The sequence below is a fragment of the Aeromonas sp. R10-2 genome (assembly GCF_040908445.1).
GTDB classification, from domain to species: Bacteria; Pseudomonadota; Gammaproteobacteria; order Enterobacterales; family Aeromonadaceae; genus Aeromonas; species Aeromonas veronii.
Genome location: NZ_JBFODS010000067.1, coordinates 1 through 15,708 on the forward strand (window position 1 = coordinate 1; position 15,708 = coordinate 15,708).

The window sequence follows — 15,708 nt, forward strand, 5'->3', positions numbered from 1 at the left end:
GTCTGGCGCGTCTTGCTGTGAGCAGCCCGAATGGCGACCTTGAGTCGTTCATCTTCTTGTTGGCGCTGTGACGGTGGACGCTGGCGCCAGTGGTAGAAGCCCGCACGAGAGACCTCCAGCACACGACAGATAACGGAAATGGGATAGATGTCCTTTTGGTTGGCTATCCACGCGTACTTGGCAGTGACTCCTGAGCAAAGTACGCGGCGGCCTTTTTTATGATGTCGCGCTCCATGTTGGCTTGTGCGAGAGCTTTGCGTAGCCGGGCCACTTCAGCCTCCAGCTCGGCGACAGAACGCGCTCCGGGAATGGCCGATGTATCCTTTCCTCCTTTGGCTGCGACCACCCAGTTGCTCAGTGTGCCTTTGGCAATACCCAACCTTCTGGCGGCTTCAGCTTGGCCAAGGCCTTGCTCCAACACCAGTCGAACCGCCTCTGCCCGAAACTCTGGTGAATAGTGTTCTCTCGATTTCATTCAATACCCCCGATTGTCTCATCGTAACAATCGGGACTGTCTGTGAAAATCAGGATACCTCAATGTTCGGAAGGTACAGCGGGGGACTCGACCCCAGAGGGGCATACAGCTTCGCTGCTGGTGCTTGTAGGGATGTGAACGTGCCCGTTTAGCGGGGGATGTTGTGTCGTTGAGGCTTCAGCTTCAAACCCAACGGGTTTAGACATGACATCACGGCAAGCAGCATCGGAGATGCATACAGCTTGCTGCACATCAGGGCTGGAATGATTGAAGTGAATTTGAAGTGCCAAGAGCTGGGCTTGTGCCTTGTCTCTTGTTTTGAGGGATTTACGGAAGGTCTGACGACGACCATTGCACATGGTCACTCGTTGGTAGTAGTAAATTCCGTTTCTATTCAGTAAGTACATGGCACCTCCTATGAGGATTGTGTGCCAGTTTGTGTGACAGTGATACACAAACAGCTTGCCTTCAACAAGCTAAGTTACTGATCTTAAACGGGAATTTCAGAAACAGGTGGTGGCCCTACCAGCCACATCCCGGCACTCGAGTCCCCCGCCTTGGCTGCTACCTTCCGGTCCTGACCAGGTCGACGGGTTATCAATGCGAGAGGACCAATAGGACCACCGGCGAGGAGAATAGGCAAACTGGGCGTTCAATGCAACGGCTTTCTACCCTCCAACAGATCGTTTGCCTTATTTTTCAACAATCTGCCGAATGAATCAGCTAAACAGCATAAATTTCGCTCCCACCAGCAGCATCAGCAGGGCAAAGGCCTGCTTGAGGCGTGTGGGTGACAGGCGGTGTGCCAGCTTGGCGCCAATGCGGGCGAACTGGGTACTGGTCAGCACAATGCCCAGCAGGGCGGGCAGATAGATGTAACCCACACTCCACTCGGGCAGATCGGCATGATCCCAACCCGCATAGAGGTAGCTGAGGCTCCCCGCCAGCGCGATGGGCATGCTGCATGCTGCAGAGGCCGCTACCGCATTGCGCATTGGCACCGAGTTCCAGCTCAGATAAGGGACGGTCAGCGAGCCACCGCCAATACCAAACAGCGCTGACATCCAGCCAATGATGGTACCGGCAATGCCTGTGCCGAGCGGCCCCGGCATATGGCGTTCCGCTTTGGGTTTAAGGTTGAGTCCCATCTGTAGCGCCATGCTCCAGGCGAAACAACCGATGATGATATTTAGGGTGCTGGTGCTGAGCAGATTGGCGGTCATGCCGCCAAGCCAGCCCCCAATCAGCATGCCGGCGCCGAGTCGGCGGATCATCACCCAATCGACGGCGCCCGCCTCCCGGTGGGCCCGCAGCGAGCTGAATCCGGTAAAGATCATGGTGGGCAACGAGGTGCCGAGGGCCAGATGGGTAATGATTTCAGGGTCGATACCCTGGGCGCGAAAGGTCATGACCAGCACGGGGACAATGATAAGACCGCCGCCGATACCGAACAGTCCCGCCAGCATACCGGCAAAGGCGCCCAGCAGGAGGTAACCCATAAACAGCATAAAAATTCCTGTGTTAAACAAAAACTGGCCAACACGGCCGGGCAACAGTGGATATCTGCATGAAAAAAAGAGATGGCGCGAGGGCCATCTCTTCATTGTGCCGGTTAGTGCAGTGGAATGGTACCGTCCATCACCTTGTAGAAGGCCAGCACGGCACAGCCGAGCAGGGCCGCCGTCATCCCCTGCTCCAATCGGTTAAGGCCGCGCAGACCGTGATGCTGACGCGCCTTCCAGTAGATGAAGATGCCCGGGCTGTAGAGCAGCGCCACCAGCAACAGGTACTCCACACCGGCAGCGTAGACCAGCCAGCAGCCGTAAACGGTCGCCACCAGGGCCAGCAGCAGGTCACGCTTGCGCTGATGAGGTTGACCCTGATAGGTCTCCCCTTTCAATGCCAGCTTCAGGCCATAAGCGCCCGAAAAGACGTAAGGCACCAGCGCCGCCGAGGTAGCGATGTTGACCAGCGCCAGATAGGTGCTGCTCTGGAAGTAGATGATGATCAGGAAGATCTGCACCAGACAGGTGGAGCACCAGAGCGACACCTGCGGCGAGCCGTTCTTGTTCTCCTTGGCAAACCAGCCCGGGAACACGCCGGTCTTGCCCGCGATGTAGGGCACTTCAGCAGCCAGCACGGTCCAGCTGAGCAGCGCCCCCATCACCGACACCACCAGACCGATGTTGATAAGCCAGGCGCCCCAGGGGCCGACTACGGCTTCAAGGATCATGGCGGTCGAAGGGTTCTTGAGCGCCGCCAGTTGCGGCTGGCTCATGACACCCAGCGAGAACAGGGTCACCATCACGTAAAGCGTCAGGGCGCCGAGCAACGCCAGCACGGTAGCGCGGCCCACATCCTTGCGATGACGGGCACGGGCAGAGACCACCACGGCCCCTTCAATCCCGATAAAGACCCAAAGGGTCACCTTCATGGTGGACTTGACCTGATCCATCACGGAGCCCAGCTCCATGTTGTTCTGGCCCCAGATATCCAGAGTGAAGGTATCCATGTTGAAGGCCAGCAGGATCGCGACACAGAAGACGATGAGCGGCACCATCTTGGCGATGGTGGTGACGATATTCACCAGCGCAGCAACCTGTACCCCGCGCAGCACCAGCGCATGCACCGACCAGATCAGGATGGAGGCCAGCGTGATGGCGACCGGCGTATTGCCGTCACCGAAGATGACGTTGTCCGGCGTATCGAAGAAGTAGCTCAGGGCGCTGAACACCACGATGGCGTAAGAGACGTTGGCCAGCAGTTGGCAGAGCCAGTAACCCCAGGCGGCGTTGAAACCGATGAAATCGCCGAAACCGGCTTTGGCATAGCTGAAGATACCGCCATCGAGATCGGGGCGGCGCATGGAGAGGTTCTGATAAACCAGCGCGAGACAGATCATGCCCAGACCGGTGATGGCCCAACCCAGGGCGACCGCCCCGGCACTGGCATGCGCAGCAATGTTTTGTGGCAGACTGAAGACCCCGGCGCCGACCATGGAGCCGACCACCAGCGAAATGAGGGCGCCCAGCCCTAGTTTCTTGTCCATTTCAATCCTGTTTATTTAGGCGGCGGCAGAGCGTCCGTATTCATACTGCGCGCAATATGGGAGGGGCTGGGAATCCTGACCCCGTGAAAAAGGCGGCAACTATATTGCATGACTATTCCGACCGCAATCCCTCGTCCCGTCAATCATGCACCGCCTTGACCGCGCGCAATTTTACAGCACTGACCCATATGGCCTGTGAGCTGGCTCAAATTAACCAAGACCCATTGATATTTCTCATTTTTCTGCCAACGCAACCTGACTCGCATGGTTCCTGTGCATCGCCATTCAGGCACTCTCTGTATAAATAATCTGCATAAAAAAGCCCCGGTGGAAACACCGGGGCCCATTATGTAAATCCCTATAAACGCAAACCGCCATCCAGTTCTATCATCCGCCCCGACAGATAGTCGTTGGCAAAAATAAAGCTCACCGTCTCGGCCAGCTGTTGCGCCTCGCCAAGGGTGCCGACCGGAATGGCCTGCTGCATCCGCGCCATCGCCTCCGGCTTCATCGCCGCCGTCATGTCGGTGGCAAACACCCCGGGGGCAATCCCCATGACCCGAATGCCATGGCGCGCCAGCTCCCGCGCCCAGGTCACCACCAGCGAGGCAACTCCCGCCTTGCTGGCGGCATAGTTGCTCTGGCCGATATTGCCGGCGCGGGCAATGGAAGAGATGTTGATGATAACGCCCCCCTGCCCCCCTTGCGCCATCAGCGCCGCCCCCTCGCGAGCGCAGAGGAAGGTACCTGTGAGGTTGACGTCAATCACGCTCTGCCACTGGGCCAGCGTCATCTTCTCCACCAGCTCACCCTCTTTCACCTTGATCAGCATGCCATCGCGCAAAATGCCGGCGCAGTTGATAAGACCGTGCAGCACGCCAAAACGCCCCTTGATGGCAGCAAAAACCGACTCAACCTCGGCTTCGCTCGCCACATTGCAGACAAACAGCTCGCACTGGCTATCTTGATCGCACTGATCATTCTGGCTGCGCACCAGGGCTGCGGTCGCCTCCAGATCGGCGCGATTGATGTCGAGCAGCGCCAGCGTCGCCCCCTGTGCGCCCAGGGCCAGCGCAATGGCCCGTCCCAAGCCACGTCCGGCGCCGGTAATAACGATGACCTTATCTTTGATATCCATCAATGCTCCTTGTAGCTGGTCGAAGGGAGATGCCTTGAAGAGAGGTGGCCCGTCAGGCGGGATCCTGTTTATCCAGATAGAGTTCGACGATGCTCGAGAAATCGCGACTCCCCTGCCCCTGAGCGGCATGCAGGTTGAACAGGTTACGCGCGAGCGCCCCCATCGGCACAGCGCTGTGGCCATGCTCGGCCAGCGCCATGGCCAGCCCCAAATCTTTCACCATCAGACGGGTCATAAAGCCCCCCTGATAGTTGCGGGCGGCAGGGACATTCTCCATCACCCCGGGCCAGGGGTTGTAACGCTCCAGACTCCAGTTGTTGCCGGAGCTCTTGCCCATGATGGTAGAGAGCACGGCGGGATCCAGCCCCTCCTTCACCCCGAGGGCCAGCGCCTCGGCAGTGCCCGCCATATGGATCGCAAGCAGCATGTTATTGCACATCTTGGCGATCTGCCCGGCGCCCAGCGCCCCGGCATGAAACAGGTTCTGCCCCATGCAGGCGAGCAAGGGTTTTGCCGCCTCGAAATCTGCCGCGTCGCCGCCAACGATAAAGGTGAGCGTCCCGGCGGCCGCACCGGCGACACCGCCCGATACGGGGGCATCGATAAAGCGCAAACCGCGTGCGCGGGCCGCCTCCCCGACCTGACGGGCAGAGTCGACATCTATGGTGGAGCAGTCGATCACCAGTGCACCAACCGGCAGGGCTGCCAGCAGATCCTGCCCCTCAGACAACCAAAGGTCGCGCACATGCTCCCCCGCAGGTAGCATGCTGATCACCACCTCGCAGCCGGTCACCGCCTCACGGGCATCCCCCGCGGCTATGCAGCCAGCGGCGATGGCGCGCTCAATGTTTTGGGCAACCAGATCAAACACCTGCACCGTCTGCCCGGCCCTGGCCAGATTGGCCGCCATGGCCCCCCCCATGTTGCCGAGCCCGATAAACCCTATCCTTGTCATCCCGCTTGCTCCTTGCGTTGCTGATGGCGGCTTCCGCCGGTTGCCAAGATGTTATTCCTTGCAGGCCAACGGATTGCGCCCCTGAGGCCAGCGATAGAAATCATTCAGCCACTCCCCCTCCGGTGGCAACTGTTGCCAGCGGGGATCTTTATCCTTGTCGATCAGCAGTGCCCGCACCCCTTCCACAAAATCCCCCTTGAGCACGCAGTTGACCGAGAGGGTCAGCTCCTCGGCAAATACTTCGGCCAGGGAGTTGCGGCGAGCCTGCCAATATTGGCGCCACAAAATGGCGCGGCTGATGGGGCTGCCAGTGCGGCAGAGCTGCTGCGCCTGCTGGAGTACCGTCTCCTGTTCATCGAACTGAGCCTCGAACAACCGCGCCAATACCCCTTGCAACGTGCGCCCCGCCAGCAGGGTATCGATCCTCTGTTGATGGGGTAACAGCACAGACGCAGGCAAGCGGGCCGCCACCTCACCATGTAACCCTCTGAACAGCAGATCGATCTGCTCACGGGGATCACCACTGCCAGTCCAGTCGAGTACGGCGAGGTGTGACAGCAGCGCACTGCGCTCGCCACTGGCGATGGCGTGATCCGCCAGCCCAAGACCGATGGCATCACTCCCGTTGAAGCGGGCGCCAGTCAGACCGAGCCAGAGCCCGAGTCGCCCCGGCATCCGGCTTAAAAACCAGCTCGCTCCTACGTCGGGGTAGAGCCCTATGGTCACCTCCGGCATGGCGAACAGGCTTCTTTCGGTCACCACCCGAAAATCGGCTCCGGCAAACAGGCCAATACCGCCCCCCATGCAGATACCGTCCGCCACGCAGATCAGGGGCTTGCGGTAAGAGTGGATGTGGTGGTCAAGCCGGTACTCCTGCTCGAAAAAGTCGCGGGCATAGCCAAACAGTTCCGCCTCGCTCGCCTCCTGCTTGCGGTAATAGAAGGAGCGGATATCACCACCGGCACAAAACGCCTTCTCACCCGCCCCCTGCAGCAGCACACAGACGATGGCGGGATCCTGCTCCCAACGGGTCAGCGTCTGTTGCAGGATCTGGATCATCGGCAGGCTCAATGCGTTGAGAGACGCAGGGCTGTCGAGGGTCAACACCCCGACCTGATGGCCATCTTCGGTGGGATAACAGCTAACCTTGACCGGCTCACTCATAAACGGCTCCGTATGGATTTATTCTGTTGGGCCATATTGCCAGCGCGGTAAGCGTTTCTCCAGGAAGGCGGCCACCCCTTCACGCTGATTGGCATCGCTAAAGAGATCGAGAAACAGCGCTCGCTCAAGGGGCAAGGCGGCATCCCGCGGGCCACTGCGGCCCTGATTGATCAGGGTTTTGCAGGCGCGCAGGGCGCTCGGGCTCTGGCGCTCCACCAGATGGGCCATCTGGTGCGCCGCCTCCCACGCCTGACCGGTTTTCACCACCTCCTCCACCAGCCCCATCTCGTAGGCCAGCGAGGCACTCACCTTCTCGCCGCAGAGGATCATCCGCTTGGCCCAGCCCGGCCCCACCAGCTCGGTCAGGCGCTGGGTACCACCGGCACAGGGAAGCAAGCCTACCGAAGCTTCCGGCAGTCCCAGCAACGCCTGCTGCTCGGCGATGCGGATATCACAGGCCAGCGCCACTTCCAGGCCACCACCCATGGCATAACCATTGATGGCGGCGATACTGACGCCGTGAAAACGGGCCAGCGCCTCGAAGGCCTTGCCAAAGGCCTCGGCTACTTCGCGGGCTAGCTCGACATTCCCCTCGACAAACATATTGAGGTCGGCACCGGCGCAGAAAAATTTGTCGCCCGCACCACGGATCACCAGCGCCACCACATCGGGACGACTGTCGAGCTCCACCATCATCTGCAAAAAGGCCTGCAGGCTGGCAAGGGTCCAGGTGTTGGCAGGGGGATGGTCGAGGGTGATATAGGCCACGTGGCCATGATATTCGAGTCTGATCCTTGTCATAACATTGTCCTTGTCGATGAAGCTGCCGCCATGATGACAGGCTTGAATGACACCAACCTGTGGCTGGCTCACAAAGCCGAAACCGGCATGGCATGGTGCAAATCGGGTGGCAGGCAACACACCCTTGATGCGACCACCGGTTAGCCCAGCGACAAACCGGGATCGGCCAGCATGCGGCGCGCGATGATGAGTCGCATCACCTCGTTGGTGCCCTCCAGAATGCGGTGTACCCGGGTATCGCGCAGATAGCGCTCGAGCGGATACTCGCGGATATAACCATAGCCGCCAAAGAGTTGCAGAGCCTCATCACAGATTCGATAACCCACATCGGTGGCAAACCGTTTGGCCATGGCACACCAGGCACTCTTGTCCGGTGCCCCGCGATCCAGCTTGTCGGCGGCCTGACGCACCAGCAAACGGGCGGCAGTCAGCTCGGTCGCCATGTCGGCCAGGCGAAACTGCACGCTCTGGAATTCGCTGATCGGGTGACCAAATTGCTGGCGCTGCTGCACATAGGCCAGCGCATCGTCCAGCGCCTGCTGGGCGGTGCCCACCGAACAGGTGGCAATATTGATGCGCCCCCCATCGAGGGCCTGCATGGCGAACTTGAACCCTTCCCCCTCTTCGCCCAACCGATAGCGGGAGGGAATACGCACCCCGTTGAAAACAACCTCCCGGGTCGGCTGGCTGTTCCAGCCCATCTTCTCTTCCGGCTTGCCATAGACGATACCCGCGCTATCTGCCGGCACCATAAAGGCAGAGATCCCCTTCGCACCTTCACCACCGGTACGGGCCATCACCACCAGCACATCGCTGCTGCCTGCTCCCGAGATAAAGACCTTGGTCCCCTCGATGAGGTAGCTGTCACCCTCGCGAGTGGCTCGGGTCTTGAGTGCCGCCGCATCGGAGCCCGCCCCCGGCTCGGTGAGGCAATAGGAGCCCAGCAGCTCGCCACTGGCCAGTTTGGGCACCCACTCCTTGGCAACCTCGGTGGGCAGCCAGCTGCCCAGCATCCAGCTCACCATGTTGTGAATGGTCAGATAAGCCGTGGTCGAGGTACAACCCATGGCGAGACGCTCGAAGATGAGGCTCGCATCGAGACGAGGTAATCCCAATCCGCCAAACTGCTCCGGCGTATAGAGACCGCAAAACCCGAGCCCGGCCGCCTGCTTGATGGTCGGGATCGGAAACTCATGCTCCTTGTCCCAGCGCGCGGCATGGGGTTTGAGCGCCTCATCGGCAAAGGCGGCGGCCGCCTCCACATACGCCTGTTGATCATCGGTCAGGGTAAAATCCATCTTGTCGTTCGCTCCCTTGTTGCCCCGCGCTTATTTTCCTGAGTTAGTGCTTTATGACGCGGCGCCCACACGCTGCGTCAGTCCAATCTGCCACTGTGGCGCTGTTGTCGTGGTAGCTGATGACTCTTTCACTACCACCGCTTTATCGACACACAACAGATTAACAATTGATTTACGTTTACGCTAACGTAAACTTGTGGCAGAAGTGAAGTACAAAATGGACCGACCACTGCCAGCCGTAACGCCGAGTCAGCCGGTCGAGCCAACCTTCCAACCCGACTGTCATATCCGCAAGGAGAGCATGGATGCAGATGGATGAGACCCTGAATGCCCTGACCGAACAGGTTGCGGCCTTCTGCCAGAAAGTGATCGCCCCGCGCGCCAGCGAGATCGATCAGAGCAACGCCTTTCCCCGTGATCTCTGGCCCCGGATGGGTGAACTGGGGCTGCACGGCATCACGGTGGCGGAGGAGTATGACGGGGTGAACCTCGGCTATCTGGCCCACGTGCTGGTGATGGAACAGGTAAGCCGCGCCAGCGCCTCGGTCGGCCTCTCCTACGGCGCCCACTCCAATCTCTGCATCAACCAGATCCATCGCCACGGCACGGCGGAGCAAAAAGCACGCTACCTGCCCCCGCTGGTGAGCGGCGAGCATGTGGGGGCGCTGGCCATGAGCGAGCCGGGCGCCGGGTCCGATGTGGTCAGCATGCGCCTCACCGCGGAGCGCGAGGGCGATCACTTCGTGCTGAACGGCAACAAGATGTGGATCACCAACGGCCCGGATGCCGACACCTTCGTCATCTATGCCAAGACAGATACCAGTGCGGGCCCCAAAGGAATTTCTGCCTTTATCGTTGAAGCCGGCACTCCCGGTTTTTCTACCGCCCAGAAGCTCGACAAGCTGGGGATGCGCGGCTCCAGCACCTGCGAGCTGGTGTTCGACAACTGCCCAGTACCGCAGGAAAACCTGCTGGGCACGCTGCACGGCGGGGTCAAGGTGCTGATGAGCGGGCTCGACTACGAGCGGGTGGTGCTGGCGGCGGGCCCCCTTGGCATCATGCAGGCCTGCATGGACGTGGTGCTGCCCTATGTGCGCGAGCGCAAGCAGTTCGGCCAGGCCATCGGCGAGTTCCAGCTGGTGCAGGGCAAGCTCGCCGACATGTATACCCGCCTCGCCAGCAGCCGGGCGCTGGTCTACTCGGTTGCGAGCGCCTGCGATCAGGGTCGCACCAGCCGTAAAGATTGCGCCGCAGCCATCCTGTTTGCCGCCGAAAACGCCACCCAGATGGCCCTAGACGCTATCCAGCTGCTCGGCGGCAACGGTTACATCAACGAATACCCCACAGGCCGCCTACTGCGGGACGCCAAACTTTACGAGATCGGCGCCGGCACCTCTGAGATCCGCCGCTGGCTCATCGGCCGCGAGCTGATGGGAGAAAATGCATGAGTCGTATCCACTCCCACCTTGACACGGCGAGCCCGGAATATGCGGCCAATCGGGCCGCCATGCAGGGGCTGGTCGACGATCTCCACGCCCGCATTGCCGAGATTGCGCAAGGGGGCGGCGCGGCAAACAACGCCCGCCATCAGGCCCGTGGAAAGCTGCTGCCCCGCGAGCGCATCAATCAGCTGCTGGACCCGGGCTCCCCGTTTCTCGAACTGTCGGCGCTGGCTGGCTGGCAGGTCTATGACGAGCCAGTGCCCGCCGCCGGTATCATCACCGGCATCGGCCGGGTCTCGGGCAGGCTCTGCATGCTGGTGGTGAACGACGCCACCGTGAAGGGCGGCACCTACTACCCGCTCACGGTGAAAAAACACCTGCGCGCCCAGGCCATCGCCGAGCGGCTGCGTCTCCCCTGCCTCTATCTGGTGGATTCCGGCGGCGCCTTCTTGCCGATGCAGGACGAGGTGTTCCCCGACCGGGATCACTTTGGCCGCATCTTCTACAACCAGGCCCGCATGTCGGCCCAAAACATCCCTCAACTGGCAGTGGTGATGGGGCTCTGCACCGCCGGGGGCGCCTACGTGCCCGCCATGGCGGACGAGTCGATCATGGTCAGGGAGCAGGCCACCATCTTTCTGGCGGGTCCGCCGCTGGTCAAGGCTGCCACCGGCGAGGAGATCAGCGCAGAGGCCCTGGGCGGCGCCGAAGTGCACTGCGCCCACTCCGGCGTTGCTGATCATATGGCCCGTGACGATGCCCACGCGCTGGCCATCGCCCGCACGCTGGTGACTCATCTGGGTAGCGAGCCGGTAGAGAGCAGCCCCGGCTACGAGCCCCCCAGCTACCCGATAGAGGAGCTCTACGGTCTGGTGGGCACCAGTCTCAAACGCCCTTACGACGCCCGCGAACTGATTGCACGACTAGTGGATAGCTCTGACTTTGACGAATTCAAGGCGCTGTTCGGCACCACTCTGGTGACCGGCTTTGCCCGTATTTGCGGCATGGAAGTGGGGATCCTCGCCAACAACGGCGTGCTGCACAGCGACAGCGCCCAGAAGGGGGCCCACTTTATCCAACTCTGTAACCGGCGTGCCATCCCGCTGCTCTTTTTGCAGAACATCACCGGCTTTATGGTGGGGAGTAGCGCAGAAAAAGAGGGGATCGCCAAGCACGGCGCCAAGCTGGTCACAGCGGTAGCCTGCAGCCGGGTGCCCAAGATCACCCTGATCGTTGGTGGCAGCTTTGGTGCCGGCAACTACGGCATGTGTGGCCGCGCTTATGAGCCCGATTTTCTCTTTAGCTGGCCCAACAGCCGTATCTCTGTCATGGGGGGCGAGCAAGCTGCCGGAGTGCTGGTACAGGTGCGTCGGGACAAGCTGGCTGCCGAGGGCAAAGATCTGAGCGAGCAGGAAGTGGCCGCCATCCGAGCCCCGGTGATCGAGCAGTATGAGCGCCAAGGCCACCCCTACTACGCCAGCGCCCGCCTCTGGGATGATGGCGTCATTGACCCGGCCCAGAGCCGCACCGTGCTGGCGCTGGCGCTCGCCGCCTGTCAGGGTGCCCGCATTGAACCCGAGCAGTACGGCATCTTTCGGATGTAAGGAGCAAACCCATGTCAGATCCACTTACTTCCTCCCAGACCCCGTTTCGGCTGGAACGGCATGGCCCACTGGCCGAGCTGGTGCTGTCGCGCCCGGCCCGCCACAACGCCTTTGATGCCGACCTGATGCTGGGGCTACTCGACTGCCTCGATGATCTGGCTCATCTCCATGGTCACTCACTTGCCGAACGTCCTCACACCCTGCTGCTGCGGGCCGAGGGCAAACATTTTTGCGCGGGTGCCGATCTCAACTGGATGCGTAATCTGGCCCACGCCGATTTCGAGCACAATCGCGAAGATGCCCGGGTACTGGCGCGGCTGATGCAGACCCTCGACGAGCTCCCCTTCCCCACGGTAGCGCTGGTGCAAGGGGCCGCCTATGGCGGGGCGCTGGGGCTCATCTGCGCTTGCGATCTGGTGCTGGCCAGCGATGATGCCCGCTTCTGCCTCTCAGAGGTGAGCCTGGGTCTGGTGCCTGCGGTGATCAGCCCTTACGTGGTACGCGCCATGGGAATGCGTCAGGCGCGCCGCTACATGCTCAGTGCAGAGCCGTTCGATGCCATTACCGCCTGTCGGCTCAATGTGGCACATCAACTCTGCAAGCCGGATCAACTGCTGGCGGAGGGACGGGCGCAGGCCCTTCGTCTGTGCCGCAACGGGCCGGAAGCGATGAAAGAGACCAAACGACTGCTGGCGGCGATAGAGGCCCATCCCTCCCGCCTGCACGAAGAGAAAACTGTCGAGACCATTGCCCGGGTTCGGGTGGGGCTCGAAGCCCAGGAGGGGATGCAGGCCTTCTTCGACAAACGTCCTCCCGCCTGGCGTCCCCGTTTCAAGGATGAGACATGACCCATCACACTCAGATTAAGCGCCTGCTGATCGCCAATCGCGGCGAAATCGCTGTGCGCATCATCAAAACGGCGAAACGCCTCGGCATTCACACCATCGCCCTCTACTCCGATGCCGACGCCCACGCCATGCACACCCACCTGGCCGATGAGGCCTGGCATCTGGGGCCCGCACCGGCCAGAGAGAGCTATCTCGACACCGGCAAGGTGCTGAAGATTGCCAAAGAAGCGCGCGCCGATGCCATCCATCCCGGTTACGGCTTTCTGTCGGAAAACAGCGATTTTGCCACCGCCTGCGAACAGCGCGGCCTGCGCTTTGTCGGCCCAAGCGGCGCCGCCATTCTCGCCATGGGCGACAAATCGGGCGCCAAGGCGCTGATGCAGGCTGCCGGCGTACCTGTGCTGCCCGGCTATCACGGCACGGATCAACGACCGGACTTCTTGCGCGATCAGGCGAGCCAGATTGGCTTCCCGCTACTTATCAAGGCAGCCAGTGGCGGCGGTGGCAAGGGGATGCGTCGGGTCGATCAGCTGGCTGACTTTGACGAGTCGCTGGCGGCAGTCAAACGTGAAGCCAAGGCCGCCTTTGGCGACGATCTGGTGCTGCTGGAGCGCTATCTACCCCGGGCTCGCCACGTGGAGGTGCAGGTCTTTGCCGATAGCCTCGGCAACGCCATCTATCTGGGGGACAGGGACTGCTCCTTGCAGCGACGCCATCAGAAAGTTATCGAAGAGGCGCCCGCCCCCGACATCCCTCCGGCTTTGCGTCGCGCCATGGGGGATGCGGCCGTGGCCGCAGCCAAAGCCATCCATTATCAGGGGGCTGGCACCATCGAGTTCCTGCTCTGCAAGGATGCGTTCTTCTTTATGGAGATGAACACCCGGCTGCAGGTGGAGCATCCGGTCACCGAAGCGGTGACCGGGCAGGATCTGGTGGCCTGGCAACTGGCCGTGGCAGAAGGCAAGCCGCTGCCACTCACCCAGGAGGAAGTGGTGCTGCGCGGCCATGCGGTGGAAGCGCGCCTCTACGCCGAGGATGTGGCGGCCGGTTTTCTGCCCGCCAGCGGGCCTATCCACTGGCTCCACTGGCCCGTTGGCGTGCGCATCGACACCGGCGTTACCGCTGGCGATGAGGTGAGCCCCTATTACGATCCCATGATCGCCAAGCTGATCGCCTACGGCCAGAGTCGCGCCGAGGCGTTCGCTCAACTGGCCGATGCGCTGGCGGCACTGGATCTCGGCCCGCTGGTGCACAACGGCCCGCTGCTGCTGCGCCTGTGTGAAGAGCCCGACGTCCTGGCCATGGGCCACCATACCCAATGGCCCATACCCACCACAGCACGGCCCATTCCTGAGCTCGCCTGGCCGCTGGCCGCCCTCTGGCTGGCGAGCCGCCCTGCGGGCACCTCCCCCTGGCAGCAAGCCTGCGGATTTCGGCTAGGGCCGGATCGCTGCTGGACAGCGGCGGTACGCATTGGTGATGAGCGGCGGGTATTGACCCTTCACGATCATGGCGGCCAGTTTGAGTGGCAAGGGGAGACTCATTGCTACCAGAGAGGTGATGATAATATCCGGCTGCAGAAGGGCGGCGACTGGCAACAGATCCCCATTCAGACGGTCGCAGGCCCGGAGGCAGCCTTCATCATGACCCTGGGGGGCCAGCGCATCCGCTTCGCGGCCGATGATCGGCAGCACAGCCACCATCATGATCAGACAAATGAGAAGGCGCAGGGCGCCATCGCCCCCATGCACGGCATCGTGGTGGCCGTGATGATTGAACCTGGCCAAACGGTCAGCAAGGGGCAACCCCTGCTGGTGCTGGAGGCGATGAAGATGGAACACCAGTTGCGTGCAGAGCGGGACGGGGTAATTGAAGCCCTGCTGTGCAAACAGGGCGAGCAGGTAAGCCAGGGAACCGTGCTGGTGCGCTTTGCCAAAGAGACTGCTTCACAGGAGGAACACCCATGAACCGATCACAGGACGTCCGTGACGACAGGGTCAGTCTGGTGGAGATGGGGCCGCGAGATGGCCTGCAAAATGAAGCTGCGCCCCTCTCCCTGGTACAGCGGCTGGAGCTGATCCAGCGCCTTAGCGACAGCGGCCTGCAACGCATCGAGGTGGGTGCCTTTGTCTCTGCCAAAAAAGTGCCGCAGATGGCGGACTCCGCAGCGCTGTTCGAGGCACTGCCGCGCAAGGGCTCAATCCGTTACGGCGCTCTGGTGCCCAATTTGCAAGGCTTGCAGGCTGCCATTGCCGCCCGCGCCGACGAGATTGGCCTCTTCACCGCCTGCTCCGACGGTTTTACCCGCGCCAATATCGGCATCAGCGTGGAGGAGTCGCTGGTGCGCTTCGCCCCGCTGGTGCAGGAGGCGCGCCGCCTCGGCATCAAGGTGCGTGGCTACCTCTCCACCGTCATCGCCTGCCCCTTCGACGGCCCGACCCGCCCAAAACGGGTCGCCGCCATGGCCGAACAGTTGCTGGATCTCGGCTGCCACGAAATTTCGCTGGGGGACACCATCGGCGTCGGCACCCCGGGCACCGTGGCCCCCATGCTGGATGCGGTGCTGCACGAGATCCCGGCGGGTCGACTCGCGGTCCATTTTCACGACACCTACGGCCAGGGGTTGGCCAACCTGCTACCCGCGCTGGAGCGCGGCATTCGCACCATCGACTGCTCGGTGGCGGGGCTTGGCGGCTGCCCCTATGCGCCGGGCGCCTCCGGCAATGTGGCGTCAGAAGAGGTGGTCTACCTGCTACACGGCCTTGGCATGACGACCGGGGTGGATCTCGACAAACTGGCGGCCACCGGCCAGTGGGTGAGCGAGCAGCTCGCTCGCCCCAACGGCTCGCGGGTCGGTCAGGCCCTGCACGCCAATGCCGAGCGGCTGCGTACCCGCCTCTGCCAGCCACACGCCCAGCAACAGGAGTCATGACC

The 15,708-nt window shown here is 61.7% G+C and carries 13 protein-coding genes, 1 other RNA gene and 1 pseudogene; 5 read left to right on the forward strand and 10 right to left on the reverse strand.

The features are described 5' to 3' along the window. From AB5Y97_RS14165 to AB5Y97_RS14210, 10 genes and pseudogenes are all read right to left on the reverse strand, one after another. Positions 1 to 475, reverse strand: a pseudogene (locus AB5Y97_RS14165) (IS3-like element ISAeme20 family transposase); the annotation flags it as partial. Positions 476 to 534: 59 nt separating this feature from the next. Next, entirely contained in the window at positions 535 to 882 is a 348-nt protein-coding gene (locus AB5Y97_RS14170; protein WP_368158230.1) for a hypothetical protein, read from the reverse strand. Between the two features lie 113 nt (positions 883 to 995). Continuing rightward, positions 996 to 1,092: signal recognition particle sRNA small type (gene ffs, locus AB5Y97_RS14175), an RNA gene on the reverse strand. A gap of 102 nt (positions 1,093 to 1,194) precedes the next feature. Continuing rightward, on the reverse strand, positions 1,195 to 1,983 hold the full coding sequence (locus tag AB5Y97_RS14180; RefSeq protein ID WP_005360120.1) for a sulfite exporter TauE/SafE family protein: 789 nt from the start codon (positions 1,981 to 1,983) through the stop codon (positions 1,195 to 1,197). A gap of 104 nt (positions 1,984 to 2,087) precedes the next feature. After that, complete coding sequence (arcD, locus tag AB5Y97_RS14185; protein ID WP_274160968.1) at positions 2,088 to 3,524, reverse strand: arginine-ornithine antiporter; 1,437 nt, start codon at positions 3,522 to 3,524, stop codon at positions 2,088 to 2,090. Positions 3,525 to 3,882: 358 nt separating this feature from the next. Continuing rightward, positions 3,883 to 4,662, reverse strand: a complete 780-nt coding sequence (locus AB5Y97_RS14190) for an SDR family oxidoreductase (protein ID WP_274160967.1) — start codon at positions 4,660 to 4,662, stop codon at positions 3,883 to 3,885. 52 nt (positions 4,663 to 4,714) lie between these two features. Beyond that, positions 4,715 to 5,617, reverse strand: a complete 903-nt coding sequence (gene mmsB, locus AB5Y97_RS14195; RefSeq protein WP_368158232.1) for a 3-hydroxyisobutyrate dehydrogenase — start codon at positions 5,615 to 5,617, stop codon at positions 4,715 to 4,717. 51 nt (positions 5,618 to 5,668) lie between these two features. Further along, positions 5,669 to 6,781: an enoyl-CoA hydratase/isomerase family protein gene (locus AB5Y97_RS14200; RefSeq protein WP_368158235.1), complete on the reverse strand. Its 1,113-nt coding sequence runs from the start codon at positions 6,779 to 6,781 to the stop codon at positions 5,669 to 5,671. Between the two features lie 18 nt (positions 6,782 to 6,799). Continuing rightward, positions 6,800 to 7,582 carry an enoyl-CoA hydratase gene (locus AB5Y97_RS14205; RefSeq protein WP_005345131.1) on the reverse strand — a complete coding sequence of 261 codons (783 nt, stop codon included), beginning with the start codon at positions 7,580 to 7,582 and terminating at the stop codon, positions 6,800 to 6,802. 140 nt (positions 7,583 to 7,722) lie between these two features. Next, positions 7,723 to 8,880 (reverse strand): acyl-CoA dehydrogenase family protein, encoded by a 1,158-nt coding sequence (locus tag AB5Y97_RS14210; protein ID WP_368158237.1) that lies wholly within the window; start codon positions 8,878 to 8,880, stop codon positions 7,723 to 7,725. Between the two features lie 305 nt (positions 8,881 to 9,185). Here AB5Y97_RS14210 and AB5Y97_RS14215 point away from each other — a divergent pair, with 305 nt between their 5' ends. Genes AB5Y97_RS14215 through AB5Y97_RS14235 form a run of 5 tightly spaced genes read left to right on the forward strand, consistent with a single transcriptional unit; the run spans position 9,186 to position 15,706 of the window. Continuing rightward, positions 9,186 to 10,328, forward strand: coding sequence for an isovaleryl-CoA dehydrogenase (locus tag AB5Y97_RS14215; RefSeq protein WP_279498171.1), 1,143 nt, complete (start codon positions 9,186 to 9,188; stop codon positions 10,326 to 10,328). Beyond that, positions 10,325 to 11,926 (forward strand): carboxyl transferase domain-containing protein, encoded by a 1,602-nt coding sequence (locus AB5Y97_RS14220; RefSeq protein WP_274160962.1) that lies wholly within the window; start codon positions 10,325 to 10,327, stop codon positions 11,924 to 11,926. The genes AB5Y97_RS14215 and AB5Y97_RS14220 overlap by 4 nt, the downstream gene beginning before the upstream one ends. Positions 11,927 to 11,937: 11 nt before the next feature. Continuing rightward, positions 11,938 to 12,774 (forward strand): enoyl-CoA hydratase-related protein, encoded by an 837-nt coding sequence (locus tag AB5Y97_RS14225; RefSeq protein WP_274160961.1) that lies wholly within the window; start codon positions 11,938 to 11,940, stop codon positions 12,772 to 12,774. Beyond that, complete coding sequence (locus tag AB5Y97_RS14230) at positions 12,771 to 14,741, forward strand: biotin carboxylase N-terminal domain-containing protein (protein WP_274160960.1); 1,971 nt, start codon at positions 12,771 to 12,773, stop codon at positions 14,739 to 14,741. Before AB5Y97_RS14225 ends, AB5Y97_RS14230 begins: the two co-directional genes overlap by 4 nt. Beyond that, positions 14,738 to 15,706 (forward strand): hydroxymethylglutaryl-CoA lyase, encoded by a 969-nt coding sequence (locus AB5Y97_RS14235; protein WP_274160959.1) that lies wholly within the window; start codon positions 14,738 to 14,740, stop codon positions 15,704 to 15,706. Before AB5Y97_RS14230 ends, AB5Y97_RS14235 begins: the two co-directional genes overlap by 4 nt. Positions 15,707 to 15,708 lie beyond the last annotated feature (2 nt).

Bases quoted from the DNA above. Each gene is read 5' to 3' on its own strand.
- AB5Y97_RS14170 (WP_368158230.1), bottom strand. From the start codon at position 882: ATGTACTTACTGAATAGAAACGGAATTTACTACTACCAACGAGTGACC.
- AB5Y97_RS14180 (WP_005360120.1), bottom strand. From the start codon at position 1,983: ATGCTGTTTATGGGTTACCTCCTGCTGGGCGCCTTTGCCGGTATGCTG.
- arcD (WP_274160968.1), bottom strand. From the start codon at position 3,524: ATGGACAAGAAACTAGGGCTGGGCGCCCTCATTTCGCTGGTGGTCGGC.
- AB5Y97_RS14190 (WP_274160967.1), bottom strand. From the start codon at position 4,662: ATGGATATCAAAGATAAGGTCATCGTTATTACCGGCGCCGGACGTGGC.
- mmsB (WP_368158232.1), bottom strand. From the start codon at position 5,617: ATGACAAGGATAGGGTTTATCGGGCTCGGCAACATGGGGGGGGCCATG.
- AB5Y97_RS14200 (WP_368158235.1), bottom strand. From the start codon at position 6,781: ATGAGTGAGCCGGTCAAGGTTAGCTGTTATCCCACCGAAGATGGCCAT.
- AB5Y97_RS14205 (WP_005345131.1), bottom strand. From the start codon at position 7,582: ATGACAAGGATCAGACTCGAATATCATGGCCACGTGGCCTATATCACC.
- AB5Y97_RS14210 (WP_368158237.1), bottom strand. From the start codon at position 8,880: ATGGATTTTACCCTGACCGATGATCAACAGGCGTATGTGGAGGCGGCC.
- AB5Y97_RS14215 (WP_279498171.1), top strand. From the start codon at position 9,186: ATGCAGATGGATGAGACCCTGAATGCCCTGACCGAACAGGTTGCGGCC.
- AB5Y97_RS14220 (WP_274160962.1), top strand. From the start codon at position 10,325: ATGAGTCGTATCCACTCCCACCTTGACACGGCGAGCCCGGAATATGCG.
- AB5Y97_RS14225 (WP_274160961.1), top strand. From the start codon at position 11,938: ATGTCAGATCCACTTACTTCCTCCCAGACCCCGTTTCGGCTGGAACGG.
- AB5Y97_RS14230 (WP_274160960.1), top strand. From the start codon at position 12,771: ATGACCCATCACACTCAGATTAAGCGCCTGCTGATCGCCAATCGCGGC.
- AB5Y97_RS14235 (WP_274160959.1), top strand. From the start codon at position 14,738: ATGAACCGATCACAGGACGTCCGTGACGACAGGGTCAGTCTGGTGGAG.